The organism is Gemmatimonadota bacterium (assembly GCA_016713785.1).
GTDB lineage: Bacteria > Gemmatimonadota > Gemmatimonadetes > Gemmatimonadales > GWC2-71-9 > JADJOM01.
In genome coordinates this window covers 815,231-840,602 of the sequence record JADJOM010000003.1, presented here as the reverse complement: position 1 = coordinate 840,602, position 25,372 = coordinate 815,231, and the positions used below count along the sequence as shown (strand labels likewise).

The 25,372-nt window shown below is 71.1% G+C and carries 25 protein-coding genes and 1 tRNA gene; 10 read left to right on the top strand and 16 right to left on the bottom strand.

Going from position 1 to position 25,372, the window contains the following annotated elements; translation table 11 throughout:
- From IPJ95_11700 to IPJ95_11665, 8 genes are all read left to right on the top strand, one after another.
- Entirely contained in the window at positions 1 to 381 is a 381-nt protein-coding gene (locus IPJ95_11700) for a MerR family transcriptional regulator (GenBank protein MBK7924276.1), read from the top strand.
- Positions 382 to 411: 30 nt separating this feature from the next.
- On the top strand, positions 412 to 1,167 hold the full coding sequence (gene surE, locus IPJ95_11695; protein MBK7924275.1) for a 5'/3'-nucleotidase SurE: 756 nt from the start codon (positions 412 to 414) through the stop codon (positions 1,165 to 1,167).
- On the top strand, positions 1,149 to 1,826 hold the full coding sequence (locus tag IPJ95_11690; GenBank protein MBK7924274.1) for a protein-L-isoaspartate(D-aspartate) O-methyltransferase: 678 nt from the start codon (positions 1,149 to 1,151) through the stop codon (positions 1,824 to 1,826). The genes surE and IPJ95_11690 overlap by 19 nt, the downstream gene beginning before the upstream one ends.
- An 11-nt stretch (positions 1,827 to 1,837) precedes the next feature.
- Positions 1,838 to 2,485, top strand: coding sequence for a DedA family protein (locus tag IPJ95_11685; GenBank protein MBK7924273.1), 648 nt, complete (start codon positions 1,838 to 1,840; stop codon positions 2,483 to 2,485).
- On the top strand, positions 2,446 to 2,751 hold the full coding sequence (locus tag IPJ95_11680; GenBank protein ID MBK7924272.1) for an acylphosphatase: 306 nt from the start codon (positions 2,446 to 2,448) through the stop codon (positions 2,749 to 2,751). The genes IPJ95_11685 and IPJ95_11680 overlap by 40 nt, the downstream gene beginning before the upstream one ends.
- 39 nt (positions 2,752 to 2,790) lie before the next feature.
- On the top strand, positions 2,791 to 3,318 hold the full coding sequence (locus IPJ95_11675) for an adenine phosphoribosyltransferase (protein ID MBK7924271.1): 528 nt from the start codon (positions 2,791 to 2,793) through the stop codon (positions 3,316 to 3,318).
- A 47-nt stretch (positions 3,319 to 3,365) separates the two neighbouring features.
- A tRNA-Arg gene (locus IPJ95_11670) sits at positions 3,366 to 3,439 on the top strand.
- Between the two features lie 61 nt (positions 3,440 to 3,500).
- Positions 3,501 to 4,172, top strand: coding sequence for a tetratricopeptide repeat protein (locus IPJ95_11665; GenBank protein MBK7924270.1), 672 nt, complete (start codon positions 3,501 to 3,503; stop codon positions 4,170 to 4,172).
- A 412-nt stretch (positions 4,173 to 4,584) separates the two neighbouring features.
- Here IPJ95_11665 and dapF read toward each other — a convergent pair whose 3' ends face one another.
- The 16 genes from dapF to IPJ95_11585 all read right to left on the bottom strand — a co-directional run bounded on the left by dapF (position 4,585) and on the right by IPJ95_11585 (position 21,728).
- Entirely contained in the window at positions 4,585 to 5,397 is an 813-nt protein-coding gene (dapF, locus tag IPJ95_11660) for a diaminopimelate epimerase (protein MBK7924269.1), read from the bottom strand.
- 3 nt (positions 5,398 to 5,400) lie between these two features.
- Complete coding sequence (locus IPJ95_11655) at positions 5,401 to 6,123, bottom strand: polyprenol monophosphomannose synthase (GenBank protein ID MBK7924268.1); 723 nt, start codon at positions 6,121 to 6,123, stop codon at positions 5,401 to 5,403.
- Entirely contained in the window at positions 6,113 to 8,449 is a 2,337-nt protein-coding gene (locus IPJ95_11650; protein ID MBK7924267.1) for a hypothetical protein, read from the bottom strand. The genes IPJ95_11655 and IPJ95_11650 overlap by 11 nt, the downstream gene beginning before the upstream one ends.
- Positions 8,439 to 9,359, bottom strand: a complete 921-nt coding sequence (locus IPJ95_11645; GenBank protein ID MBK7924266.1) for a flippase-like domain-containing protein — start codon at positions 9,357 to 9,359, stop codon at positions 8,439 to 8,441. Before IPJ95_11645 ends, IPJ95_11650 begins: the two co-directional genes overlap by 11 nt.
- Positions 9,352 to 10,491, bottom strand: a complete 1,140-nt coding sequence (locus IPJ95_11640) for a glycosyltransferase (GenBank protein ID MBK7924265.1) — start codon at positions 10,489 to 10,491, stop codon at positions 9,352 to 9,354. The genes IPJ95_11645 and IPJ95_11640 overlap by 8 nt, the downstream gene beginning before the upstream one ends.
- Before the next feature lie 73 nt (positions 10,492 to 10,564).
- Positions 10,565 to 11,494 (bottom strand): glycosyltransferase family 2 protein, encoded by a 930-nt coding sequence (locus IPJ95_11635; GenBank protein MBK7924264.1) that lies wholly within the window; start codon positions 11,492 to 11,494, stop codon positions 10,565 to 10,567.
- On the bottom strand, positions 11,491 to 13,155 hold the full coding sequence (gene rpoN, locus IPJ95_11630) for an RNA polymerase factor sigma-54 (GenBank protein MBK7924263.1): 1,665 nt from the start codon (positions 13,153 to 13,155) through the stop codon (positions 11,491 to 11,493). Before rpoN ends, IPJ95_11635 begins: the two co-directional genes overlap by 4 nt.
- Positions 13,152 to 13,976, bottom strand: a complete 825-nt coding sequence (gene lptB / locus IPJ95_11625; protein ID MBK7924262.1) for an LPS export ABC transporter ATP-binding protein — start codon at positions 13,974 to 13,976, stop codon at positions 13,152 to 13,154. Before lptB ends, rpoN begins: the two co-directional genes overlap by 4 nt.
- A gap of 338 nt (positions 13,977 to 14,314) precedes the next feature.
- Positions 14,315 to 15,652 (bottom strand): hypothetical protein, encoded by a 1,338-nt coding sequence (locus IPJ95_11620; protein MBK7924261.1) that lies wholly within the window; start codon positions 15,650 to 15,652, stop codon positions 14,315 to 14,317.
- Between the two features lie 5 nt (positions 15,653 to 15,657).
- Positions 15,658 to 16,242, bottom strand: a complete 585-nt coding sequence (lptC, locus tag IPJ95_11615) for an LPS export ABC transporter periplasmic protein LptC (GenBank protein MBK7924260.1) — start codon at positions 16,240 to 16,242, stop codon at positions 15,658 to 15,660.
- A complete protein-coding gene (locus IPJ95_11610) occupies positions 16,239 to 16,790 on the bottom strand; it encodes an HAD hydrolase family protein (GenBank protein MBK7924259.1) in 552 nt (183 codons plus the stop codon). The genes lptC and IPJ95_11610 overlap by 4 nt, the downstream gene beginning before the upstream one ends.
- Positions 16,787 to 17,626: a 3-deoxy-8-phosphooctulonate synthase gene (gene kdsA, locus IPJ95_11605; protein ID MBK7924258.1), complete on the bottom strand. Its 840-nt coding sequence runs from the start codon at positions 17,624 to 17,626 to the stop codon at positions 16,787 to 16,789. Before kdsA ends, IPJ95_11610 begins: the two co-directional genes overlap by 4 nt.
- A gap of 1 nt (position 17,627) precedes the next feature.
- Positions 17,628 to 19,289, bottom strand: a complete 1,662-nt coding sequence (locus tag IPJ95_11600; protein MBK7924257.1) for a CTP synthase — start codon at positions 19,287 to 19,289, stop codon at positions 17,628 to 17,630.
- Positions 19,286 to 20,038 carry a 3-deoxy-manno-octulosonate cytidylyltransferase gene (kdsB, locus tag IPJ95_11595; protein ID MBK7924256.1) on the bottom strand — a complete coding sequence of 251 codons (753 nt, stop codon included), beginning with the start codon at positions 20,036 to 20,038 and terminating at the stop codon, positions 19,286 to 19,288. The genes IPJ95_11600 and kdsB overlap by 4 nt, the downstream gene beginning before the upstream one ends.
- A gap of 96 nt (positions 20,039 to 20,134) precedes the next feature.
- Positions 20,135 to 20,749 carry an aminodeoxychorismate/anthranilate synthase component II gene (locus tag IPJ95_11590; GenBank protein ID MBK7924255.1) on the bottom strand — a complete coding sequence of 205 codons (615 nt, stop codon included), beginning with the start codon at positions 20,747 to 20,749 and terminating at the stop codon, positions 20,135 to 20,137.
- 13 nt (positions 20,750 to 20,762) lie between these two features.
- Positions 20,763 to 21,728: a hypothetical protein gene (locus IPJ95_11585; protein ID MBK7924254.1), complete on the bottom strand. Its 966-nt coding sequence runs from the start codon at positions 21,726 to 21,728 to the stop codon at positions 20,763 to 20,765.
- Between the two features lie 101 nt (positions 21,729 to 21,829).
- Between IPJ95_11585 and IPJ95_11580 the strand changes: the two genes are divergently transcribed.
- Entirely contained in the window at positions 21,830 to 22,567 is a 738-nt protein-coding gene (locus tag IPJ95_11580) for an ABC transporter ATP-binding protein (protein ID MBK7924253.1), read from the top strand.
- Positions 22,564 to 24,249, top strand: coding sequence for a hypothetical protein (locus tag IPJ95_11575; GenBank protein ID MBK7924252.1), 1,686 nt, complete (start codon positions 22,564 to 22,566; stop codon positions 24,247 to 24,249). The genes IPJ95_11580 and IPJ95_11575 overlap by 4 nt, the downstream gene beginning before the upstream one ends.
- The last annotated feature ends 1,123 nt before the right edge of the window (positions 24,250 to 25,372 follow it).

Below are 25,372 nucleotides of genomic sequence, written 5' to 3'. Positions count from 1 at the left end.
ATGGCGCGTCCGGTCCAGGAGTTCTTCAGCATCGGTGAGGTCTGTGCCCTCACCGACCTGAAGCCGCACGTGCTGCGGTATTGGGAGAGCCAGTTCCGCTTCCTCAATCCCGCCAAGAACCGCTCCGGCAACCGGGTGTACAAGAGCCGCGAGGTCGAGCTGATCATGCTCGTCAAGCACCTGCTCTACACCGAGAAGTACACCATCGAGGGCGCCCGGCAGCGGATCGAGCACTACCGGCGGACCGGCGAGCTGCGCGGCGCGGCCCGGGCCGCCACCGAGCGCGAGACCCTGCGCGAGCTGCGGGAGGCGGTCGAGGAGATCGTGGACATCCTCGATGGCAAGGTCCCCCCCCCACGGCGGGAGCCCCTGGAGGAATAAGCGGGCGGGCACCGCTATCTTCCTGATCCCATGCACATCCTGGTTTCCAATGACGACGGGATCCTGGCCCCCGGGCTGGCCCTGCTGGCCGACGTCTGCCAGTCGGTGGGGCAGGTCACCGTCGTGGCGCCGGACCGCGAGCAGAGCGGCACCTCCCACAGCCTCACCATGCACCGGCCGCTCCGGCCGGCGCGCCGCCCCGACGGCTCCTTCCAGGTGGACGGCACCCCGACCGACTGCGTGCTGCTCGCCCTGGGCGAGCTGCTGGCCGAACGGCCGAGCTTCGTCTTCAGCGGGGTCAACCATGGGCCCAACATGGGCGAGGACGTGCTGTACAGCGGCACCGTGGCCGCGGCCATGGAGGGCGTGACCCTGGGCGTGCCGAGCGTGGCCATCTCGTTTGCCGGGCCGGCCAGCGACCTGACGACCCTTCTGAGCTACCGCGACCTGCTGACCGACCTGGTCCGCCGGATCACGCGGGTGGAGGCGTTCCCCGCGGCCGCGCTCCTCAACATCAACCTGCCGCCCTGCGGGGCGGCGGCCGTGAAGGGCGTCAAGGTCACCAGCCTCGGCAGCCGCTACTTCAAGGAATCCCTGACCCGCATGAAGGACCCGTGGGGCCGGGAGATCTTCTGGATCGGCGGGGGGTCGATCCACTGGACCGGAGGCGCCGAGTCGGACCACCATGCGGTGGCCCACGACTACATCAGCATCACGCCGCTGCACATGGACCTCACCAACTACGACCTCCTGGAAACGGTGCGGGGATGGTCGCTCGAGGGGTAGGGGAGGGGGACGGCTACGGCGGCTACCGCGCCCAGCTGGTGGCGGAGCTGTCGGCCAAGGGGATCAAGGACCTGGCCGTGCTGCGCGCGGTGTCCCTGGTACCCCGGCACCTCTTCGTGCCCGAGAGTGTCCGTCACCGCGCCTATGAGGACTCGGCGCTACCGATCGGCGGCGGGCAGACCATCTCGCAACCGTGGGTCCAGGCGCGCTCGCTGGAGCTGGCGCGCCTCACCGGACGCGAACGGGTCCTGGAGGTGGGCACTGGCTCGGGGTACCAGACGGCGCTGCTGGCCCACTGCGCGGAGCAGGTCTTTTCGATCGAGCGCCTGGTCCCGCTGGCGCAGCGCGCCAAGGCGGCGCTCGCCGCCGCCGGCGTGACGAACATCTCGGTGATGGTCGGCGACGGCACCCTCGGCTGGCGCCCCTACGCCCCCTACGATGCCATCATCGTGTCGGCCGGCTCGCCGGAGGTCCCGCAGCCGCTGGTCGAGCAGCTGGCCCCGGGCGGCCGGCTGATCCTGCCCATCGGGGACCGCGACGCCCAGGCGCTGACCCTCTGCACCCGGGCACCAGACGGGCACGTGGCTTGCCAGACGGTGAGCGACGTGCGATTCGTGCCCCTGATCGGGCAGTTCGGCTTTGCAGGGGATATCCACTGACCGGAGCGGCCATGGAGCTGTTGAAGGATTTCATCGACCTGTTTCTTCATCTCGACACCCACCTCAGCGAGCTGATCGCCACGTACGGCACGTGGACTTACGCGATCCTCTTCCTGATCATCTTCTGCGAGACGGGGCTGGTCGTCACCCCGTTCCTGCCCGGGGATTCCCTCCTCTTCGCCGCCGGCACGTTCGCGGGAATGGGCGACCTCCATCCCGGAATCCTGTTCCTGCTCCTCTTCTCCGCCTCCGTCCTCGGGGACTCCACGAACTACTGGATCGGCCGCTACATCGGTCCCCGGGCCTTCAGCGGCAACATCCGGTTCCTCAAGCGGCAGTACCTGGACAAGACCCACGCGTTCTATGACCGCCACGGCCGGAAGACGGTGATCCTGGCGCGGTTCCTCCCCATCATCCGGACCTTCGCCCCCTTCGTGGCCGGGGTCGGGGAGATGCCCTATGGCCGGTTCGTGTCCATGAGTCTGGCCGGGAGCGCTGCCTGGGTGGGCCTGTTCGTCGGAGCGGGGTACTTCTTCGGGAACCTCCAGGTGGTCCGGGAGAACTTCAGCCTGGTGGTGATGGGAATCATCGGGATCTCGCTCCTGCCGATCGCGTTCGAATGGGCCAAGGCGGTCCTCCGCAGGCCCCCCGCCGCGTGACCCGCGGCTGGCTGGTCGCCGGCCGGGTGCAGGGGGTGGGCTTCCGGTACTTCGTCCAGCGGACCGCCACCCGGCTCGCCCTGACCGGCTGGGTCAGGAACCTGCCGGACGGACGGGTGGAGGTGCTGGGGCAGGGCTCCGCGGAGGCGCTGGCCGAGCTCGCCAGGGCGCTTGCCAGCGGTCCGCCGCACGCCGCCGTTGCCGGGGTGACTGAATGGCAGATTTCGGATGAGATTGAAGACCATAAAGCATTTGATATCAGGTAGTTGCTTGCCGCACGCAAACCAAAACCGCGACCGATACCCATGGCCAACCTGACCGACCTCCTGCGCCAGCACCTGCGCGCCATCCCAGACTATCCCAAGCCGGGAATCGTGTTCCAGGACATCACGCCCGTGCTCCAGAGCGGGCTGCTCTTCCGGCAGGTACGCGAGGCCTTGGCCGAGCCCTTCCGGGCCTCCGGGATCACCCATGTCGTCGGGATCGAGGCCCGGGGGTTCATCCTGGCGGCCCCCGTGGCGGTGACGCTGGGCGCCGGGTTCATCCCGCTCCGGAAGCCCGGCAAGCTGCCCTGGAAGACCATCCGGCACGAGTACCAGCTGGAGTACGGGATCGACTCCCTCGAGGCCCACCAGGACGCCTGCCCGCCCGGGGCACGGGTTCTGGTGGTCGATGACGTCCTTGCCACGGGGGGGACGGCGGAGGCGGCGGGGGAACTGGTCCGGCGCCTGGGCGGGACGGTGGTGGGCTGGTCGTTCATGCTGGCCATCGGTGGCCTCAAGGGAGAGGCCCGGCTGCGCGGGGCACCCATCCATGTGGTGCATCCGGTCTGACCGCTCGTTGACGGAGCACGGGCAAGACGGCTATTATCAAAGGCTTGGCCCCCGTAGCTCAGCTGGATAGAGCAGCGGTTTCCTAAACCGTTGGTCGGACGTTCGAATCGTCTCGGGGGCACCTCACTGGGGCACGCCATGCAGATGGGTGCCCCGCGTTCCTGACCGCGCACGGAAGAACGATGGCCGCCACCGCCGAAGTCACCGCCAAGTCCACGCCGGCCCCCAAGGCCGCGCCGTCCGCCTCGGCCCGCTGGTTCGATCAGCCCGTCAATCGCTACCTCGCGATCGGCGGGGCCGTGGTGGCCATCGCCATCCTCGCCTGGTTCATCGTGCTGAGCGGCCGGCGCAAGGAGGACTTTGCGAGTCGGGCGCTGGAGCAGGCCCGGGGCATTGCCGAGTCGGGGAACCTCCCGCTGGCCGCCAGCGAGCTGCAGAAGGTGATCACCACCTACGGCGGCACACGGGCCGGGCAGGAGGCGGTGATGAGCCTCAACCAGGTCCGCCTGGTGAACGGCCAGTACGAACTGGCGGCGGTGGCGCTGGAGGAGTTCCTCAAGGGCAATCCCTCGAGCGAGTTCCGGGCGCCGGCCTACGGGCTGCTGGGCCGCGCCCTGGAGAACGCCAAGCGCCCGCAGGAGGCGGCCCAGGCATACACCACCGGGTCGGCTGCCGCGGTGGTTCCGTACCTCAGGACCGAGCTCCTGCTGGACGCCGGGCGGGCCTGGGTGAGCGCCAACGACACGGCCAAGGCGCTGGCCGCCTACCGGCAGATCATCAAGGACTTCCCGGACTCGCCCTCGCAGACCGAGGCCACCGTCCGCCTCTCCGAGCTCACCGCCGGCCAGCCATAGCCCGTCGCCGCACCGGGCCCGGACCCGGGCCCTCCGTGAGTTCCGCCAGCCGCCGCCACGCCGCCCTCGGGCCCCGTGGCGGCGGTTTGGTGTGCGGGAGCCGCTGGCCCCGCGGAAGGGCCGCCACGGCCCGGACCGCGGCCCCCAGGGCGCGCCATCGCCCTCCGGCGGAGGCGCGGCGTGGCGAAGCGCCGCGCTGCAGACCCGTGGCGGTGGCTTGCTCAGTAGGCTCCGGGCCGCTTGGCGCCAGTCCTCGAGCCGGCGGGCGAGAGATTCCTTCTGGGTATCTAAATGTCGTATAATATGTATTATGTTAACTTCATGGGTGGACAACTGGGGATAACTCTGGGTCCCGCGCGGGAGATCTCTGTAAGGGATAGTCCAACAACACGTTACCCGACCGGCCCAGGTGCTATAGCACTCCAGTAAACACCAGGCGCCCTTCGCCGGAAAGCCAGACATCGGTCGCCCGACCAGCAGACAGTGTCGCCGTGATGCTGAGGACCCGGCCGCTCCGGGTAACCAGCTCGACTGGAAACGTCGCCTTCCTGGCCTGCACCAGCGCCACCGCGGCCGCCACCGCTCCGGTGCCGCACGCCAGGGTCTCTCCTTCAACCCCCCGTTCGTAGGTCCGGATGCACCACCGGCCGTCCCGGGAGGCCACGAAGTTGACGTTGGCGCCCGCCGGCCCGATGAGCGAATGGGAGCGCAACACCCGACCCCGGTCCATGAGGTCGGGGCGCTCGAGGTCCGCCACCTCCACGATCAGGTGCGGGACCCCGACCGTGGTCAGGCTGCCAGGGGCCTCCCCGGGGGCCGGCTCGAGTCCCGGCGGGGTGGCCGGGACCGTGAAGTCCGGGAGATTGAGCTCGGCCAGCTCCCCCGCCCCTTCCCGGCATCGCACCGGGAAGGCCCCCGCCCGGGTCACGAGCCGGAATCCGGCCCCCGGGGCCATCTCGAGGTGCGCCGCCAGCCGGGTACTGCAGAGCGCCGCATTGCCACACATGTCCGCGCGGGAGCCGTCACAGTTCCAGAAGTCCATCCGGACCTCGCCGGGCCGCACCGGCGTGAGCAGCACCAGCCCATCGGCCCCGATGCCCAGGCGCCGGTCGCAGAGGGTCCGGACCCGGTCTTCCGTGAGGAACCCCGCGTCCACGTGGCGGCCATCGAGCATGATGAAGTCGTTGCCCGAGCCGGACATCTTGGAGAAGACGATGCCATCCATGGGTCAGATCCTGCCGAGGAGGCCCTGCAGGCGGAGCCACCAGACCATCCAGATGGCTTCGCGGACGATCCGCTTGCTCATCTTGCTCTGGCCCTCTACCCGGTCATGGAAGATGATCGGGATCTCCTTCAGACGGAAACCCTTCTTCCAGGCCCGGAAGCTCATCTCGATCTGGAAGGCGTAGCCGTTGGACTTCACCTTGGAGAAGTCGATCGCCTCCAGCACCTCGCGCCGGAAGCACTTGAAGCCGCCCGTGGAGTCGCTGAGCGGCAGGCCCGTGACCCCGCGGGCATACAGGTTGGCGCCAAGGGAGAGCAGCAGCCGGGAGATCGGCCAGTTGATGACGTTCACCCCGGTGGCGTAGCGCGACCCGAGCACCACATCGGCGTGCTCAATCGCCTCCAGGAAGCGCGGCAGGAAGGCCGGGTCGTGGGAGAAGTCCGCGTCCATCTCGAACATGGCCTGGTAGCCCTGGTCGAGGCCCCACCGGAAGCCGGCCAGATACGCCCGCCCCAGTCCTTCCTTGGCTTGTCGGTGGAGCACGTGCACCCGGGTCTTGGTCTGGGCCATCCGGTCGGCGATGTCGCCGGTGCCGTCCGGGGAGTTGTCATCCACGACCAGGACCTCGAGCCGGGGATCCTGCTTGAGGATCGCCGGCACGATCTGCGGCAGGTTGGAGGCTTCGTTGTAGGTCGGGACGATGACCAGGAGACGCTCAAGCACCAGCCACCCTCCGACGGCTCAGGAGCGGAACGCCCAGCAGCGCCAGCGCCGCCGCCAGGGCCACCAGGGACACCAGCTTGCCGCGGGCGTAGGCCGCGGATGCGAAGTGCAGGTGCACCTCGCGCGCGCCGGCCGGCAGGACGACGCCGATGAGGCTGTGGTCGGCGCGTACCACCTGCCCCGGCTTGCCATCGACCTCGGCGTGCCAGTCGGGGTACCAGTTCTCCGAGACGACCAGGTACGACTCCGCCGGATCCTGCCCGGCGAGCGCGATGCGCATCTCTCCCGGCCGCCACTCCTGCACGGACGCCTGCACCGCCGAGACCGGCAGCGGCTGGGCCAGCGCGGCCGGATGCACCGTCGCGGTGTCCGCGAAGAGCACCACCTGGCTGCCCGGGAACCGGGGATCGGCCACGGTGGGCGCCACCTGGGCATCGGGGACCTTGGCGGCCGCGGCCACGACCCGGGCATAGGCCGGCACGGTGTCCCGTTCGAACAGGACGGCCGTGCCGCCGAACGTGGATGGCACCGGCCCCAGCACCTTCCGGAAGCCCGGGATCGGCTGCTCCTGCTGCAGGATCAGGTAGCGCACGCCGAGGAGGTCAATGAGGCTCGGCGACTGCAGCGTGGACCAGCCCTGGTCCTTGCCACCGAGTTCCTGATAGTAGCGGAGCTCGTTCCCGTGGTACCCCCAGACGCTCGGGATCCGGTACGCCATGAGGGTGGACTGCGGATAGACGCCGGGATCGTTCAGCACCCGGAAGGGCATGGGCTGCCGCTTGAGGTATTCCGTCACCTCGTCGTCGCGGAACAACACCGAGGCACGCGGCGAGAAGGTGTAGAACTGCCGGTCCACCACCCAGAGGTCGGCCGCGGTGAGGCACACCAGCCCCGCCGCGGCGAGCCCGCCGCGCACCCGACCCGCGGCGAGCGCCCATAGCAGCGCCGCGGCGGCCGCCGCGACCGCCAGGAGCCGGAGCCCGCCCATCCGCAGCGCCGGCGCATTGGCCTGCACCGCGGCCATCCGTTCCGGAATGGCGATCCCCGCGGCGATGGCCTGGAGGACTCCGGCGGCGCCCAGCAGCGCGAGAGCCGCGAATCCGCCCAGCACCAGCAGCACTCGCCGCGGCGCCACGGCCCCTGCCAGGATCCGGTCCAGGCCGATCCCGGCGAGCAGGCTCATCGGGAAGGCCACGAGGAAGAAGACCATCCCGACCGCCCGCATCTTCTTGAGCATCGGGACGAACTCGAAGAAGGGCCGGTAGAACGGCGTGTGCCCGGCGAAGGCGATGAACTGGAAGACCACGAGGCCCACCAGGAGCGCCACCACCAGCCGCCGGCGCTCCCGGTCGCCCCAGGCGAAGCAGGCCAGCGCCACGGCCATCAGGCCGAGGTACTCGGTGTGGAACTTGATCGGGTTGCTGCCCCAGTAGTGATCGAGGATGCCGTTGAACTCCGGCAGCAGCCAGGTGAAGACCTCGGACGGCGGCATCGCGTAGCTGTTGACCCATTCCCATCCGGTATTCGGGCCCCCCGCGGCGCGCGGCGAGTACTGGATGTACTCGAGGAATGGGATCACCTGGAGCCCGGTAATCCCGATGCCGATCACCACCGCGAGCGCCGCGAGGGCGAGCGTGGGCCACGGGGAGCGGTCCACCGGGCGCCCGGGGTCCCAGAACAGCAGGTACAGGGTCCACAGGCCGAGGGCCATCATCAGGAAGTAGCACATCTGGTAGTGGCCCAGGATCAGGAGCGCCACGACCAGGCTGAAGGCTCCGAAGGCCCAGCGCCGGCCACCACGGATGGCCACGAGCAGCACCCAGAACGCCAGCGGCGTCAGCGCGGACACGAAGAGCTTGCCGTCGTGGCCCGGGCTCATCTGCGAGGCGACGATCCCGGAGAGTTCGTAGGCCACCCCGGCCGTGATCGCCGCCGTCCAGCTCAGCCCCAGGGCGCGGGCGAAGCCGAAGGTGAGCCAGCCCGCCAGGACGAAGTGGACCGCCATGCCCCAGGTAATGGCCAGGTCCACCGGCATGATCCAGCGCAGCCAGGCGGTGGGGTAGAAGATGTCGCCGTGCATGGCGGCGATGTAGGGCAGCCCGCCGAACAGGTAGGGATTCCACTGCGGAATGGCGCCCGTGGACCGGAACTCCTCTGCCCCGAAGAGGCGGAAGGAGTATCCCGCGATGAACATGTCGGAGCGGCCACCCCCGAACAGGATCTGGCCGGTCAGCAGCGGCCAGAGCAGCGTCAGGGCAGCGGCGGTGCAGACCAGCGCCGCCATGAGGCGGGGCCAGCGCGGTTCCCAGCGGAGCGGATCAGACGGCACGGGGTTTCCCCGGACGAAGAAAGAGGAACGGGACGGCAGCGCCCAGTTCCGTGATGGTCAGCAGAATCCGCGACCCGATGGCCAGCGCGGTGGCCGGGCCCAGCCCGAGCGGCCCCTGGAGCATGGCGACCAGCACGCCCTCGCGCACCACCAGCCCCCCGGGGAAGATGAGCGCGACCAGCCCCGCTACGTAGGAGGCGGCGAACGAAGCAACGGCCAGCGGCATTCCCAGGTTTCCGTCGGGCACCGTGGCCCGGGCCAGGAGCCATAGACTGATGCCGTACCCCAGCCACGCGGTCAGGTTGGCGAGGACGCCGAGCAGCACCGGCGCCACGCCAGGCGTGGCAGCCTCCGCGCGGACGCCCACCAGGCCGAGCAACCGGCGGAGGGGCGCCGGGAAGCAGAGGCCGGCGAGGGCAACCGCGGCCACCGCGGCGCCCGCGACAAAATAGCGCGGCACCCCGGGGTGCGTCGCCTCCATGGCCGCGCCACCGAACCCCATGGCCACGATCGCGCCGGTCCCCACGGCCATCACCTGGAGGATGACCGCAGAAGCCGTGGCGGCCCAGCCGGAGACCCCGGCGTCACGGGCCATGAGCGCCATGCCCGCGATGGCCCACACCTTCCCCGGCACGTACTTCCCGAGGCTCGAGAGGACCCAGATCCGGGCCGCGGTCGGATACGCGAGGTGTTCGCCCCAGCCCGCGAGCATCCGCCGCCACGCCTCGACGAGGAGCGCGTACATGCTCCACACCAGCACCACGGCGCCGAGGGCGGGCAGCGGATGGAACGCCCAGCGGATGGGTTGGGCCCGCAGGGCATCCCAGTTCCGGGCGACGGCCCGGACCACGAAGGCGAGGATCACGATCGCCAACAGCGCCCGGGCGATTCGAATCAGGCGGTCACGCACCCAGCGCCTCCCGGTACCATTCCTCACACACGGCGGCCACCCGCGCCGGGCTCAGGCGATCACGCCACCCTTCCCCCGTAGTGCGAGCCAGGCCCCGCGCGGCCGGATCCGCCAGCAGCTCCCGGGCGGCCTGGGCGATCGCAGTCGGCGTGGGTGCCACGACCCGGCCCGCGCCCACTGCCGGCACCACCGACAGGACGCCGCCTCCGTCGTGGCAGGCGACCACCGGGACCCCCGCCATCAGCGCCTCCACCGCCGCGAGTCCGAAGCCTTCGTTCTCCGCCGGGAAGAGCGCCAGGTCAGCCCGGGAGAGCACCGCGGCGACCCCGGCGGGCGGCATCGCCCCGGTGAACGTGACGCGGCTCCCGAGCCCGAGTCCGGCCGCCAGCGCCTCAAGCGCGCCCCGCTCCGGCCCGTCCCCGACGATCGTGAGCGGCGGGAGGTGCGTCCCGGCCACGGCCATGGCCCGCAGCGCCAGGTCGACCCGCTTCTGCCGCGTGAGCCGGGCCACGCTCACCATGCCGCCCCCGCCGGCCCCTGCCCCACCGAACCGCGCCACGTCCACCGGCATCGGCTGGAGGCAGGATGCCGGGAGGTCCCGGCCCGTCGCCTGGCGCAGCCGGGCGGCGGCGGCGGCAGACACGGCGGTCACCACCCGTGCGCGTCGCAGGACGGGCCGTGCCAGCCACCGCGCCGCCGCCGACCGGCCGAGCAGCTCCGCGTCGGTGCCGTGCAGGGTGACGACCAGCGGAACACCCCGCGGAGCGGCGAGCCCGGCGGGGATCCACCAATGGGCGTGGATCACCTGGGCGCCCCCGGCCACGGCGCGCTGGGCCGCGGCGCGGAGCGCGCGCACCATCCGCCACGCTCGCCACGCGCCCACCGGTGACCGCGCCGCCTCGGCCATGGTGCCCCGGTAGGCGAGCGTCTCGTGGCCCGGCGCGGCGTAGCGCACCCGCTCCACGGGGATGCCGTCGAGCATGGGCTCCCCGGTCTCGCCCCCGTCACTCGGGGCGATCACCCGCAGGTCGTGGCCCCGCGCCACGAGGGCGTGCACCAGCGTGGCCAGAAAGGCGCCGGACACGTCGCCGGCGTGACGCGGGTAGTTGTGGGTCAGGAAGACGATGCGCACGAGGCGTCAGGCGGGCGCGGGCACGGCCCGGGCAGGCGCGCGCGGGCCTGCCTCGAGCGGTCGCCGGCCGGGTTCATCCACCATCAAGGTGACGGCCGCGCCGCGCATGCTCGCGCACTTCCTCCCGCAACCCCGCCACCATCTCCCCGAGGAAGCCGAAGCCGAAGAGGACGATGCCGCTGATCACCATGGTCTCGACCAGGTTGAGCAGGGGCCGGAACCCGATCCCGTAGCCGAAGCGGAGCACCAGGGCCACCAGCCCCGCGAAGAACCCGACGACGAACAGCACGGCACCGGCCACGCCGAAGAAGAGCATCGGCTTGCGTCCGAAGCGGAGCTGGAACCAGACCGACAGCAGGTCGAGCACGCCGACGGGGATCCGCCGCCAGGTGAACTTGGACACGCCGGCGCGCCGGGCATACAGGGGCACCGGGCGGCTGGTGAGGCGGAACCCGTTGGTCACCGCGATGACGACCATGTAGCGATGCCAGTCCGGCCGCAGGGGGAGGCCGTCGACCACCTCCCGACGGTACGCCTTGACCGAGTTGAGGTCGGTGACCTGGACCCCGAAGAGCAGGCGGCAGAGGCCGTTGTAGATCCGGGACACGAACGCCTTCTCGTACTTTCCCTGCTTGGTGCCGGTGACGATGTCGGCCTCATCGTCGAGGATGGGCTGCACCAGGGTGGGGATGTCCTCGGGGAGGTACTGCAGGTCCGCGGGGTAGAAGACCAGCACGTCACCCTGAGCCGCGTCCGCGGCCGAGGTGAGGGCGTCAGCGATGCCGCGCTGGCGCCGGTGGGTGACCACGCGCAGGAAGGGGAACTCGGCCCGCAGCCGCTCCAGCACGGCCGCGGACGCGTCGCGGGAGCCGTCGTTGACGACCACCACCTCGAACGGGAATCCGGCGGGACCGAGCGCGGTGCCGCAGAGGCGGACGAACTCGGGGAGGTTTTCCGCCTCGTCCTTGGCGGGCACGAGGACGGACACGACGGGCCGGTTCATACCCGCTTGCGCATCCGGGCCGGGAGGATGCCGAGCTGGTCGCGGTACTTGGCCACGGTGCGCCGGGCGATCTTGATGCCCTGCTCCTGGAACAGGTGCACGATCTGCTGGTCGGTGAGCGGGTCGCCGGTCTTCTCCTCGGCCACCATCTTCTGCAGCTTGGCCCGGATGGAGCGCGCGCTGGCATCCTCGCCGCTGGCGGTCGAGAGCGCGCTCGAGAAGAAGAACTTGAGGGGGAGCACGCCGCGCGGGGTCTGCACGAACTTCTCGTTGGTGACCCGGCTGACGGTGGACTCGTGCATGTTGATCACCTCGGCCACCTCGCGCAGGGTGAGGGGCTTGAGGTACTCGATCCCCTTCTCGAAGAAGTCCCGCTGCCGGTCGACGATGAAGTTCATCACCTTGAGCATGGTCTGCCGGCGCTGCTCGATGGCCTGGATCAGCCAGTTCGCGCTGTTCATCCGGGAGGCGATGAACTCGCGGTGCTCGGGCGTGAACTTCTTCTTGTCGCGGGCCAGCTCCTGGTAGGAGCGGGAGAGCCGGAGCCGCGGGACGCCGGTGTCGTTGAGGAAGACCCGGTACTGGCCATCGATCTTCTCGACCACCAGGTCGGGGATCACGTACCCGTCGCCGGCGTTGGAGTACTTGAGCCCCGGCTTGGGGTCGAGGCGGGCCAGCAGGTCCGCGGCCGCCTGGACCCGTGCCGGCTCGGTGCCGAAGCGCCGGCCGAGGTCGTTCCAGCGATGGGCGATGAGGTCGGGGAAGGCCTCATTGACCAGCCGGTACGTGAGGCTCTCCAGTTCCTTCCGCTCCTCGAGCTGCAGCAGCAGGCACTCGCGCAGGTCGCGGGCGCAGACCCCCGGCGGGTCGAGCCGCTGCAGGATCTTCAGCATCTCCTCGACTTCGGCCATGCTGAAGTACGGGATCCCGGGACGCGGCACCCAGGGCGCCAGGGGCGCCTGGGGGGGCACGGCGTCCTCCGCGATGATCGTGGCGCCGCCCGCCGGCACGCCGATCATCATCGGGGGGCGCTTCACCGGCTCGGGCTCCGGTTCCTCGACGTCCTCGCCGAACACCTCCGGGAAGGCATCGTCGTCGTCGGCCTCCTCGGGTGCGGCCGGGCGGACCGGGGTCCGGCCCGCGGCCCGGTCGGCGTGCTCCTCGAGGAGCTTGTTCACCTGGGTGAGGATCTCGTCGAGGCCGGCGGCGAGGTACCCGTCGTCCTTGAGGTTCCCCAGGAACTCCTCCACGAGCAGCTTCTGCCGCGGCGTGAGGTCCAGGAGCATGAGCTGCTCGCGCAGGTGGTCCTGGAGGTCGTGGGTCTCGACGGTGACCGGCTCGGTGTACTCCTTCTCCTCGTACTCCTCGCGGGCCCCGCCCTGCACCTCGAAACCGTTGAGGAGGATCTCCTCCCAGTCGGTCTCGTTCTCCTCCTTGATCTTCTCCTTCTCTTCTTCCTTGGTGGGCGTCTGGTCGCCCTGGGTCACGTCCTCTTCCTCCGGCTCCACCAGGTCGAGGAAGGGGTTGGTGAGGAGTTCCTGCTTGAGGTGCTGCTGCAGGTCCATCATCGGCATGTACAGCATGTCCATGGCCTGGTACAGGCGCGGGTTGATCCGCAGGTCCTGCCGCAGGGACGTGTGCTGCGAGAGCCCGGTTCTCACGCGACGTTCTCCAGGCGGGCCCGCAGCCGTGCCGTCAGCGTGGGTCCGAGGTACAGCTGGGCCACCCGGTCATCGAAGACGAGGTCCCGGACGGGGCCGGCCACCTGCACCTTGCCCTCGAACATGATGTAGGCCCGGTCCACGATGTCGAGCGTCTGCTCGACATTGTGGTCGGTGATCAACACCCCGATGCCCCGGTGCCGGAGGCCGGCGACGATCGTCTGGATGTCATGGACGGCGATCGGGTCGACGCCGGCGAAGGGCTCGTCGAGCAGCATGAACTTGGGGCGGGTGACCAGGGCGCGGGTGATCTCGAGCCGGCGCCGTTCGCCGCCCGAGAGGGAGTACGCCTTGCTCTTCCGGAGGTGCTTGATCGACAGCTCGTCGAGCAGCGACTCCAGCCGCTCCTTCCGCTCGGCCCGCGAGAGGTCCAGCGTCTCCAGGATGGCGAGGATGTTCTCCTCCACCGTGAGCTTGCGGAAGACGCTCGGCTCCTGGGCGAGGTAGCCGATGCCACGGCGCGCCCGCTGGTACATCGGCGCGGCGGTGAGGTCGGCGCCATCCAGCGACACGGTGCCCGCATCGGGCCGGATGAGGCCGGTGATGAGGTAGAAGGTGGTGGTCTTGCCGGCGCCGTTGGGGCCGAGCAGCCCGACGATCTCCCCCTGCGCCACGTGGACGCTCACGTCGTCGACCACGCGGCGACGCTTGAACGACTTGCTCAGGCCCGCGCCGTCGAGGACGCTGCCACCCGGGACGGGCCCCCTGTGCACGGTTGTCAGGCTGGCCCGCCGCCGGAGCCCCGCCACGCCGGCGGCCATCAGCCGGGTGCGGGCCGTAGCGCGATCGGCGAGCGCCTCGTCCCACCAGGGGCCCGTGGCCCGGATCTCCCGCCACTCATCGCCCTGCCCCGGGGCGATCCACCCTTCGTCGGCCAGGCGCGGCAGCACCGACCGGGTGAGGTTCTCGTGCACCTCGTCGCTGGAGAGCTCGGGGCCGGACTCGCTCGCCTCGGCCCGGGCGGTGAGCACGGTCTCGCGGTACGAGGCGCCGAGGGTCGGGAGGTCGACCCGGCCGTCGGGGGCCGCATCGCGGACCAGCGCGGCCAGCGCCAGCGGCACCGACGGGTCGCGGTCGGCGGTCCGGGCGATGAGGTCGCTCATCGGGCCTCCGGCCGGGCCGGGGGGAGCGAGTCGCCCGGGGCCGGCGCGACCGGCGCCGCCTCCAGGTTGAGCCCATCCACCCGTCCGCGCAGGTCCACCCGCTCGACCCCGCGCCGGCCCGCCGGCTTCATGTGCACCGTGATCTGGTCTCCCCGCGCATAGTTGATGGACGGCAGTCCGCCCGGTCGCTGCTCGTTGGCCACCCGGTAGAACGACCGCGCCGTGCCGCTGGCCGCCAGGGTGCCGAGGCTGGTCCGCTGGCTCCCCGCGGAGTCCCACTGGATGAACCGCGCCACCACGGTGTCGCCCGCCATCCAGTCGCGTTCCCCGCCGGCGCTGTCCGGGGCCCCGCCCACCCAGGCGGCCCGGAAGGCCCGGACTTCGTGCAGCACCCGGGCCGGCGTGTCGAAGGCCAGCGAGTCGCCGCGGATCTCGTAGTCGCTGGTGAGGCCGCGCGGCCGGAGCCCATGCCCCCACGCCAGCGTCTGGACCAGTTGCTCCGCCTCCAGATCGAGGCCGATGGTGTCGGCCACCAGGTCCAGGTCGGCGCTCACCGCGTGGCCGCTGTCCACCGCCGTGACGTAGGTGATGGCCTGACCGTCGAGCGTCAGCTCGATGCGCCGGCCGGTCAGTTCGAACGAATCGCGGCCGAGCCCATGCATCGAGGGGGTCCCGAGCAGCAACCCGTGGTTTCCTGGTCCGGTGTCGAGGAAGAGCGAGTCGCCCCGGGCGGCGAAGTCGCTGCGATCCACGGTGACCCGGCCCCCGGCCCACAGCCGGTCGTTGCCCTTCATCCGCACCCGGTCCCCGACGACCACGTAGGGCTCGCCTCGCGCGCCGGTGGAATCGGTGGTCACGGAGTGGATCACGGGCCGCCCGATGGCGAACAGCTCCGCGGTATCCCGGACCCCGGCCATGGTGCGGAGGTAGTCCAGTGACGGGCCCCGAAGCGTGGAACCATTCTGCAGGTTCTCGGTCACGACGTTGCCACGGGCTTCCCACCGCTCGCCGTTCTTGTAGTAGGTGCCGAGGTCGGCGTCCTGGGTGATCAGCGAGTCGCGGTACTTCACGCGGCCCACGAACACCACCATCGTGTTGCGCCCCCGGCCGTAGAACGCAACCGAGTCGCTGGCCATGCGGACCGGCGTCCCCGTGCAGCTGATCCGGACGCCGCCGCCGGCGTAGTAGTTGGTGTCGGCGCCGAACACCTGCTGCGTGCCCACCCCGCCCACGTAGTCGAGCGAGAAGCTGCACCCCCCGCTCCGCGGGGCCGGCCGGGCCTGCCCGGCGAGCGGCAGGGCCAGGAGGAGCAGGAGGGGCGCGCCGTGCCGCATGCGGGTCAGTCCTGCCCCGGCAGGCGGATGCCGCCGCCCGCGGGAGCGCCGTCCTGGCCGGGCAGCTGGTGGGCCCGCGGCTGCTGGGCGCGCACGTTGGCAAAGTCGGGATCGCTCACGAAGCCATTGCCCTCCAGGTGCTGCCCCGGGCGGTCGAACACAAATGGCTTGGTGGAGGAGATCTCCCGGCTGCGGGCGTCGTAGCGCAGTTCGTTGCTGGTCAGCCGCTTGCCGTCCGGGGTCTTGCCCACCACATGCTCCCACGCCGTCATCGAACCGTCGCGCATCTGGTACAGGCCGGAATCGGCCGTCACCGTGGACCGCTCCAGGCCGTTGGCATCGAAGAACGTCACCGTGACCTGCTTGAGCCGCGCCAGCTGGGTCGGTTCGTAGATGTAGGCGGTGTCGGCCAGCACGCGGGTGCGCCGCACCCCATCGGTGGTGATGAGGTGCTCCATCCGGGTCAGCACCTGGTCGGCGGTGTCGGCCGCGGTGACGGTGACCGTCGGCTTCACGCCCTCATCGGAGCAGGCCGCCAGGCCCCCCACGCCGAGCAGCAGCCCCAGCCACGCGACCCCATCACGCCTCATGCCTGTTCTCCCCGGTCCTCGAGATAGACCCGCACCGCGTCGTCCCAGCGCCCCTGGGCTCGCAGGAGCAGCTCGATCGCCTCCCGCACCGCGCCGGCGCCGCCGCTGGCACGGGTGGTACAGGCCGCGAGGCGCTTCACTTCATCCACCGCGTTGGCCACCGCCAGCGGCAGTCCGACCCGCCGCAGCACCGGGATATCGGCCAGGTCATCGCCCAGGAACGCCACCTCGTCCCAGCCGATGCCGCGCCGAAGCAGCATCTCCGTCATCGCCGGCACCTTGCGGGCGCCCTTGTCCTGGATCACCTCGTCGACCCGGAGCTCGGTGGCCCGGAGCGTGGTGGCATCGGAATAGCGACCGCTCACCCACGCCACCAGCAGCCCCATCCGGCGGGCCAGGCCCATGGCCAGCCCATCCTGGATGTCGAACTGCTTGAACTCGATCCGCTGGCCCTCCACCAGCCCGAGGTAGATGGCGTTGTTGGTGATCACGCCATCGACGTCCAGGCCGAGCAGCTTGATGCGGCCGGCGACCGCGCCGTCGATCACTCCGGCCCCCGGCGGCCCGAGGCGGTGGCGCCCCGCCCCACCCGGGCGGCGTGCCACACGTCGAGGGCGCGTTCCACCAGCGGCTCCAGCTGGTCCAGCGGCCACTGGGTGGCCCCATCGCTCGGCGCGCGATCCGGGGCCGGATGCGTCTCGAGGAAGAACCCATCCGCGCCGGCCGCGGCGGCGGCCAGCAGCAGGGCGGGAATGTGCTCGCGCTGTCCGCCGGTGGCCCCACCCGCGCCCTGCCCCGGCTGCTGCACGGCGTGGGTGGCGTCGAAGAGGACCGGCGCCAGGCAGGCCTCGCGCAACCGGGCGAAGCTCCGCATGTCCACCACGAGGTCCCCGTACCCGAAACTGGTCCCCCGTTCAGTCACGGCGAGGTCCATCCCCCCGGCCGCGCGCACCTTCTCGGCCGCCCCGGCCATCGCCTCGGGGGCCATCCACTGCCCCTTCTTGATGTTCACCGGCCGCCCTGTGCGACCCGCGGCCACGAGCAGGTCGGTCTGGCGGCAGAGAAAGGCCGGGACCTGCAGGGCGTCGGCCACCTCGGCGGCGAGGGCCGCCTGGCCCGGCTCGTGAATATCGGTCAGGACCGGCAACCCGCTTTCCCGCCGGACCCGCTCGAGCAACCGTAAGCCCGCCTCGAACCCCGGCCCGCGGGGCGCGTCGCCCCGGGCGCGGTTGGCCTTGTCCACGCTGGCCTTGAAGCAGACCGGGATGCCGAGCCGGACGCCGAGCCCCGCCAGCCGTTCCGCCACGCGGGGCATGATGTCGCCCGGCTCGACCACGCAGGGGCCGGCCACCAGCAACGGCGCCCCGCGAAAGGTCCAGGGCATCTCAGCGGCTGGCCGCGGCCACGGCGGGCCGCGCCGCGGCGGGAGGTCGCTGGCGCCGCTCCAGCGCGGCCGCGATGAAGGCCGCGAAGAGCGGATGCGGGCGGGTGGGCCGGGACTTGAGCTCGGGGTGGAACTGGCAGCCCAGGAACCAGGGGTGGTCGGGCAGCTCGATGATCTCGACCAGCCCCCCGTCGGGCGACTGCCCCGACAGCCGCAGGCCATGCTCGGCCAGCACGTCGCGGTAGGCGTTGTTCACCTCCCAGCGGTGCCGGTGCCGCTCGCTGATCTGCAGCGTGCCGTAGGCCTGGGCGGCGCGGGACTTGTCCCGCAGCTTGGCGGCGTAGGCGCCGAGCCGCATGGTGCCGCCCATGTCCTTCACCTCGCGCTGGTTGGCCATAAGGGCGATCACCGGCGCCTCGCACTCGGGCTCGAACTCGGTGCTGGTGGTGTTGGGCATGTCGCAGACGTGGCGGGCGAACTCGATGATGGCGACCTGCAGCCCGAGGCAGATGCCGAAGAACGGCAGCTGGTGTTCCCGGGCCCAGCGGATCGCCTCGATCATCCCCTCGATGCCCCGGATGCCGAAGCCGCCGGGCACGAGGAGGCCGTCGTACTGCTCCAGCAGGCGGCCGGCCGCCTCCTGGCTGGTGAACTGGTCACTGGAGAGCCAGTCGATGGCCACCCCGGCATCGCTGGCGATGCCCCCGTGGATGAGCGCCTCCTGGACCGACTTGTACGCGTCGTGCAGGTCGGTGTACTTGCCCACCACCGCGATGCGCACCGCGTGCCTGGGCCGCAGGATCTTCTCGACCATCGCCTTCCAGCTGGTGAGGTCCGGCTCCCGGGTCTCCAGCCGCAGCCGCTCGCAGACCACGCGGTCGAAGCCCTGCTCCCGGAAACGCACCGGGATCTCGTAGATGGACTTGACGTCGGGGCTCTCGATCACGCACTCGAAGTCGACGTTGCAGAACCCGGCGATCTTCCGCTTGATCTCGGGACTGATCGGCTGCTCGCTGCGGCAGATGAGGATGTCGGGCTGGATCCCGATCTGCATGAGGTCGCGCACCGAGTGCTGGGTGGGCTTGGTCTTGAGCTCCCCCGCCGCGGCGATGTAGGGCACCAGGGTCAGGTGCAGGAACAGCGCGTTGTCCCGCCCGACCTCCTGCCGGAACTGGCGGATGGCCTCGAGGAACGGCAGGGACTCGATGTCGCCGACCGTGCCGCCGATCTCGGTGATCACCACGTCGTGCCCCGGCGCGGGGCGGCGGATGGCGTTCTTGATCTCGTCGGTGATGTGGGGGATGACCTGCACGGTGGAGCCGAGATACTCGCCGCGGCGTTCCTTGCCGATGACGTTCTGGTAGATGCGGCCGGTGGTAATGTTGTTCTGCTGGGAGAGCGAGCGGTCGATGTAGCGCTCGTAGTGGCCGAGGTCGAGGTCGGTCTCGGCGCCGTCGTCGGTGACGTAGACCTCGCCGTGCTGGAACGGCGACATCGTACCCGGATCGACGTTGATGTACGGGTCGAACTTCTGCATGGTGACGGTCAGCCCGCGCTCCACCAGGAGCCGCCCGAGCGAGGCCGCCGCGATGCCCTTGCCGAGGGAGGAGACCACCCCGCCGGTCACGAAGATGTACTTGGTGCTGGTGGTGCCGTTGGTCATTGGTCCTCCTCCTGAGCGAGCCAGTATGCCTCCGCGCGGCGCAGGTCCTCGGGGGTGTCGACCCCCGGCCGCGCGGGCTGTTCGAGCCGTGCCACTCCGACCGTCATCCCATGGTGCAGCGCCCGGAGCTGCTCCAGCCGCTCCGCCAGCTCCGCCTGGGCCGGCGGCAACCCCACCCACCGCGCCAGCGCGGCCCGCCGGTAGGCGTAGACCCCGACGTGCTGCCAGTAGAGGTCCCGGCAGGGCCCCCCCGGATCGCGCCGGTATGGGATCGGGGCCCGGGAAAAGTAGAGCGCGCGGCCGCGGTGATCGGTCACCACCTTTACCCGGGCCGCGTCGGCCACGTCTTCCGGCGCCAGCGGGGCCGCGGCCGTCCCGACGTCGTCCCCGTCGACCGTCACCCGTTCCAGGGCCCCCCGCAGCGCCGCCGCGGGCAGGAAGGGCTCATCGCCCTGGATGTTGATCACCACGTCATGGCCGCCGAACTCGGGCCGGGCGGCCACCTCGGCCACCCGATCCGTGCCGCTCTCATGCTCGGGCCGGGTCAGCACCGCGCGGATGCCGGCCAGCTCCACCACCCGCGCCACCATGGTGGAATCCGTGGCCACCACGAGCTCGTCCACCAACCCGAGACGCTGCACACGCTGGATCACGCGGGTCACCAAGGGCTCGCCGGCCAGGGGCTGCAGCGGTTTGTGGGGGATGCGGGTCGAGCCGAGCCTGGCCGGGATGACACCGAGGACGCGCATTTCCGAACGTAATAAAGCCGCCCGGTCCTGTCAAAAGTCGTGCCGGGCGGCTCGGGGGGCCAGGTCGTAGTGCCTAGCTGATTATCCGTCAAGTGGTTAGGCGATTGCGGCCACCCGGTCTGTACGCCAGGCGGCGGCCAGCCGCAGGAAGTTGGACAGGAGCTCCCGCCCGGCCTCCGTGGCAATCGACTCCGGGTGGAATTGGACCCCGAACTGGGGGTGGGTCCGGTGCCGGAGCGCCATGACCTCCTGCCCCCGCGGCCGATCCATGGACCACGCCGTCATTTCGAGCTCGGCCGGGAAATCCTCGGCGGCGACGACCAGGGAGTGGTAGCGCATAACCGTCAGGGGATTCGGCAGGCCGCGGAAGAGTCCCTCCCCGAGGTGGGTCACCTGGGTGGTCTTGCCGTGCATGAGCCGCCCGGCACGGACCACCCGACCACCATACGCCTCCCCCATGGCCTGGTGCCCCAGGCAGACGCCGAGGAGGGGCACACGGCCCGCGGCTGCCCGGATCAGGGGGATCGAGATCCCGGCGTCGCGGGGCTCGCCGGGACCGGGCGAGATGATGATCGCCTCGGGGCCTAGCGCGAGGGCCTGGTCCACCGTGAGGGCATCGTTGCGGTAAACGACCGGCTCCGCCCCGAGTTCCCCCACATACTGGACCAGGTTGTAGGTGAAGCTGTCATAGTTGTCGAGTACCAGGAGCATGCCGGCGCCTCGGTCAGGGTCGCGGAGGGGGCGGCGGGGCTTCAACGCTGACCCGGGGCACCGCGGGCGCCCCCGTGCCGGTGGCTGCGGCGCCCTGCCCCTCGACCTGGAGCCGCGCCTGCTGCAGCTGCCGGGCGACCTCACCCAGCACCGAGTCCGCGATCCGCCGACCCATCCGGGCCAGCGAATCCACCTGCTCCGGGGAGAACTCGCCCATGCGCTCGACCGCCCCCAACCGTGCCTCATCCGCCTTCATCCGGTCGATCATGGCCCGCATGGCAGTCCGCGCGGAGTCGGCCTGGCGCTCCACAACCCGCCGCTGCGCGGCGCCGAGGCGGGCGGAGGAGTCCTCGAGCTCGTCGGCGCGGGAGCGCAGGTCATCCACCGAGTCGGACCGGGCCTCGATCCGATCGCCCAGGGCCTCCCGCAGGGAATCGGCCTTGGCCTCCATGGCCGCGTGGACGGGGTCGGGGATACTGTTCACGTGCAGGCCGTTGTGGTCCAGCCGGATCTCGGTGCGCCGCAGGTCGGCGACCACCTTGGTGGGCAGGAAGAGCGGGAAGCTGTCCGGCATCCCCTGCACCCGAACCGTGCCGAACTCCTCGGCCCCGGCCGGTATCCCGCCGATCGGGGCACACCGGAACGTCGTCCGGTCATTGATCCGCTCGACGTCATCGACCACCAGCACGCACTCGCGGAGCCGGTCCGGTCCGACGGAATCGGCCAGCTTCACGAGGACGCGCACGCCGGAGAGGTGTTCCGGATCGTGCCGGAGGAACTCCACCCGGCTGAGGCTGCCGAGCTTCGCGTCGTCGAGCCGGAACGGCAACAGCCCGACCAGCGGGATGGGGATCGGGTCGGTGCTGTTGAAGGTGGTGGTGACCTTGGACTTCATCGCCCGGAAGCCGGTGATGAGCGCCATGCCGATGGCGAAGATGCCCACGGCGCCGGCGAGGATCCTGATCCAGTAGTTTCGCATATCCTGCTCCCCGGGTCCCGACCCCGAGCGGGTTGGGTGTTTCATCTAGAGACGCGCGAGCCCGAGTGTTGGTTTCAGCGGAATCGGGCGGGAGACCGGCAGTGATCGACGTCCAAGACCTCACGAAGGTGTATGGGGCCCTCACGGCGGTGCAAGGGCTCTCCTTTCACGTCCCGGCCGGGGAGATCCTCGGCCTGGTGGGTCCCAATGGCGCCGGGAAGACCACCACCCTCCGCAGCCTGGCAGGGATCATCCCGCCGACCCAGGGCCAGATCCGGATCGCCGGCCACAACCTCGCGCACGCCCCGGTCGCCGCCAAGGCGGCACTCGCCTTCATCCCCGATGAGCCCCAGCTGTTCGACTACCTGACCGTCCTGGAGCACCTGGGCTTCGTGGCGCGGCTGTACCGCCAGCCCGAGGCGGTGGGGCGTGCCCCGGAACTGCTGGAGGAACTGGAGCTGTCGGACAAGGCCGACAGCCTGGCCAGTGAGTTGTCGCGCGGCATGCGCCAGAAGCTGGCGATCGCGTGCGGGCTGATCCACCAGCCGCGGGTGCTGATCCTCGACGAACCGCTGACCGGGCTCGATCCGGTGGGCATCCGGCGGATGAAGCGCACGATCGCGGCCCGGGCGGAGTCGGGGGCGGCGGTCATCCTGAGCTCGCACCTGCTCCCGCTGGTCGAGGAGCTCTGCACCCGGGTGCTGATCATCCAGAACGGGCAGCGCGTGGCCATGGGCACCGTGGCGGAGATTGCCGCGGGGCGCCCGGAGTTCAGCGGGCGTGGCCTGGAAGACCTCTTCCTTTCCCTCACCGGGCACGGGGAGCCGCCGTCGGCGTGACGGATGCCGCGCTCTACCTGCTGCGCTGCACCGCCTGGAACCGCGGCCGCCGGCTGCTGCGCCAGCTCCGCAGCCCCCGCTACGCGCTCGCGGTGCTGGTGGGCGTGGCCTACCTGGGCCTGGTGCTCTTCGGCCAGCGGGCGGGGCCCGGGGGCGGGCTGGCCACCCGCGCCGTGGCGGGCGGGGGGACGCTGTTCCTGCTGGTACTGGTGGCCAAGTGGTGGCTGCTCGGCGCCGACCGGAGCGCCCTGGCCTTCGCGCCCGCGGAGGTCCAGTTCCTCTTCCCCGCCCCGCTGTCCCGCGCGGCGCTCCTGGCCTACAAGCTGGGACGCAACCAGGTGCTCGTCCTCTTCAACGTGCTGCTCTGGACCATGCTGTTCTGGCGCCGGGCCGACGGCGCCCACCCGCTGCTCCACATGGCCGGGCTGTGGATCTTCTTCACTACCCTCTCCCTGCACCGGCTGGGGACGGCCCTCACCCGGGACAGCCTGCTCGTGCATGGCCGCGCGGGGTGGCGGCGGACCTGGCCCACGGTGGTGGTGGCGGGCCTGCTTGTCGGCGTGGGCGTGGTCACCGCACGGCAGCTCGCACCGCCCAACGGGAATCCGCTCGAGTGGCTCCTGACGCTCGCCGGGACGGCCCCGCTCTCGTGGCTGGTGTGGCCCTTCCGGCTGCCGCTCGGGCCGCTCGCGGCGGAATCGGGCTGGGCGTTCGCGCGGGCGCTGCCGGCGGGGCTCCTCGTGGTGGGGTTGCACGTACTATGGATCCTGCGGGCGGACCGCAGCTTCGAGGAAGCGGCCATCGAGGCGAGCGCGCGTCGCGCGGAACTGCTCTCACGCTGGCGGCGGCAAGGGACGGTCGCGCCGCTCCGTCCCGAGGCCCACCGTCGCCGACTGCCGCTGGGCGCCACGGGCTCGCCGGTGCTGGCCATCATGTGGAAGAACCTCACCCGGCTGCTGCGCACCACGAGCCCCGCGTCCCTGCTCACGCTCCTGCTCCTGCTGGTCGGCATCGTCGTGGTGGGCGGTGTGGTCGGCGAGGAGAGCGGCAACATGCTGGGCTTCGTCGGCGTGCTCGCGCTCTCCTGGGCGGGCATGCTGACCCTGCTCGGCCCCCAGTGGGTCCGGGTGGACCTGCGTGGTGAGGTCGAGCACCTCGACCTGATCCGCTCCTGGCCACTCCCCGGCCGGCAGATCATGACGGGGATGATCCTCTCCTCAGCCTCGGTCCTGACCGCGCTCCAGCTGGTCCTGGGCGGCGTCGGCCTGGGGGCGCTGCTGGCGCAGGACCGGCTGCCGCTCCCCGCTTCGCAGTTGGTGCTGCTCACGGTTCCGGCCCTCGCGGTGCTGGCCGGCATCAACATCGTGTCCCTCGGCATCCAGAACGGGGGCGCCCTCCTGTACCCGGCATGGGTGCGCACCGAGATCCGCCCCGGCGGCATCGAGCAGATGGGGCAGCACCTGCTCACCGCGGGGGTCTCCTTCCTGCTGCTCCTGCTGTTCCTCGTCGGGCCCGCTGCGCTCGGGGGCGGGATCGGCTACCTGCTCCACGGGCGCATCGGGCCCTGGGCGGCGCTCCCGGCCGGCGCGGTGGCGGCGGCGGCCCTGCTGCTCGAAGCCTTCCTCCTGGTGGACTGGCTGGGCGACCGCCTCGAGGCGGGAGCCCGTGACGCCGACGACTAGGCCGGCGCGTCGCGCTCAGGTTCCGGGCCGCACGGCCGATACCTCCCGATAGACCAACCCTCAGCAACACCTCCCACTGGCACCCCGGAGCCAGGCGACCCGTGTACCCCAGGACAGCGCACCTTCCTCTACCCCGCGGCCGGCGTCCCCGTCGTGGCGCGGCGCCCGTGTGCCGTCGGTGAACGGCACGACCGGTGCGCGGCTGGCCCGGGCGTTCCTCGGGTACCTGCTGGGCGTGGTGGTGATCGTCACGCTGGTGCCGTTTGACTTCGGCATGCCCGCCTCATTCCACCTCTCCTGGAAGGCGGACCTCGCGGATGCCGTGGCCAATGTGGGGATGTTCATCCCCCTCGGATTCCTGGCCCAGCTGACCCTGACCGTGGAAGACCCGCTCGCCCGCCGGCCGCTGCTGCTCGGGCTCGCGCTGAGCGCCGCGGTCGAGGCGGCGCAGCTCTTCCTGCCCAGCCGCTTTCCCTCGCCCTTCGACGTGTGCACCAACGGGCTCGGCGCGTGGCTCGGGGGGCTCAGCGCCGGCGCGCTCCGGCGCCGGATCCAGGTGACGCCGGCCCTGATCGGCGCGCTCGCGCTGGAGCTGCCGCTGATGGGGCTGGTGTACCTCCTGGTCCCGCTGCTGTGGGTGAGCGGGCTGGCGGCCACCGGGGAACCGCACCGCCTGCTGCTGGCGGGGCTGCTGGGGCTCGCGGGGGCACAGGTGCTTGGGGCCGTCTACCGTCACCGCCTCGGTCCCGCGGACGCGCTCCCGCTGGGGCGTGTGGCCCTGGGCGCCGGGGCGTGGTTCCTGGTGGGCGCGGTAGCCGGGCTGGCCACCGCGCCCCTGGCGGTGGCCGGCGGCAGCGCCGTGATCGCGGGCGCCACCTGGGTCTGGGGCGCCGAACGCCGCCCGGCCAATGCCCTCGAGCGACGCTTCGAGGCGGAGACCCTCCGGCGCGTGACACCGGTGCTTGCGCTCTACCTGCTGCTGCAGGTGAGCTGGCCTCCGTGGTCGGCGCTGGGATCCTGGCACGCCAGCCTCGGCTTCGGCCATGTCTGGGGGGCCACCGGTACGCGCGAGATCCTCCGGACCCTGGAGCACCTCGCGGCGTTCACCGTGCTGGGCTACGCC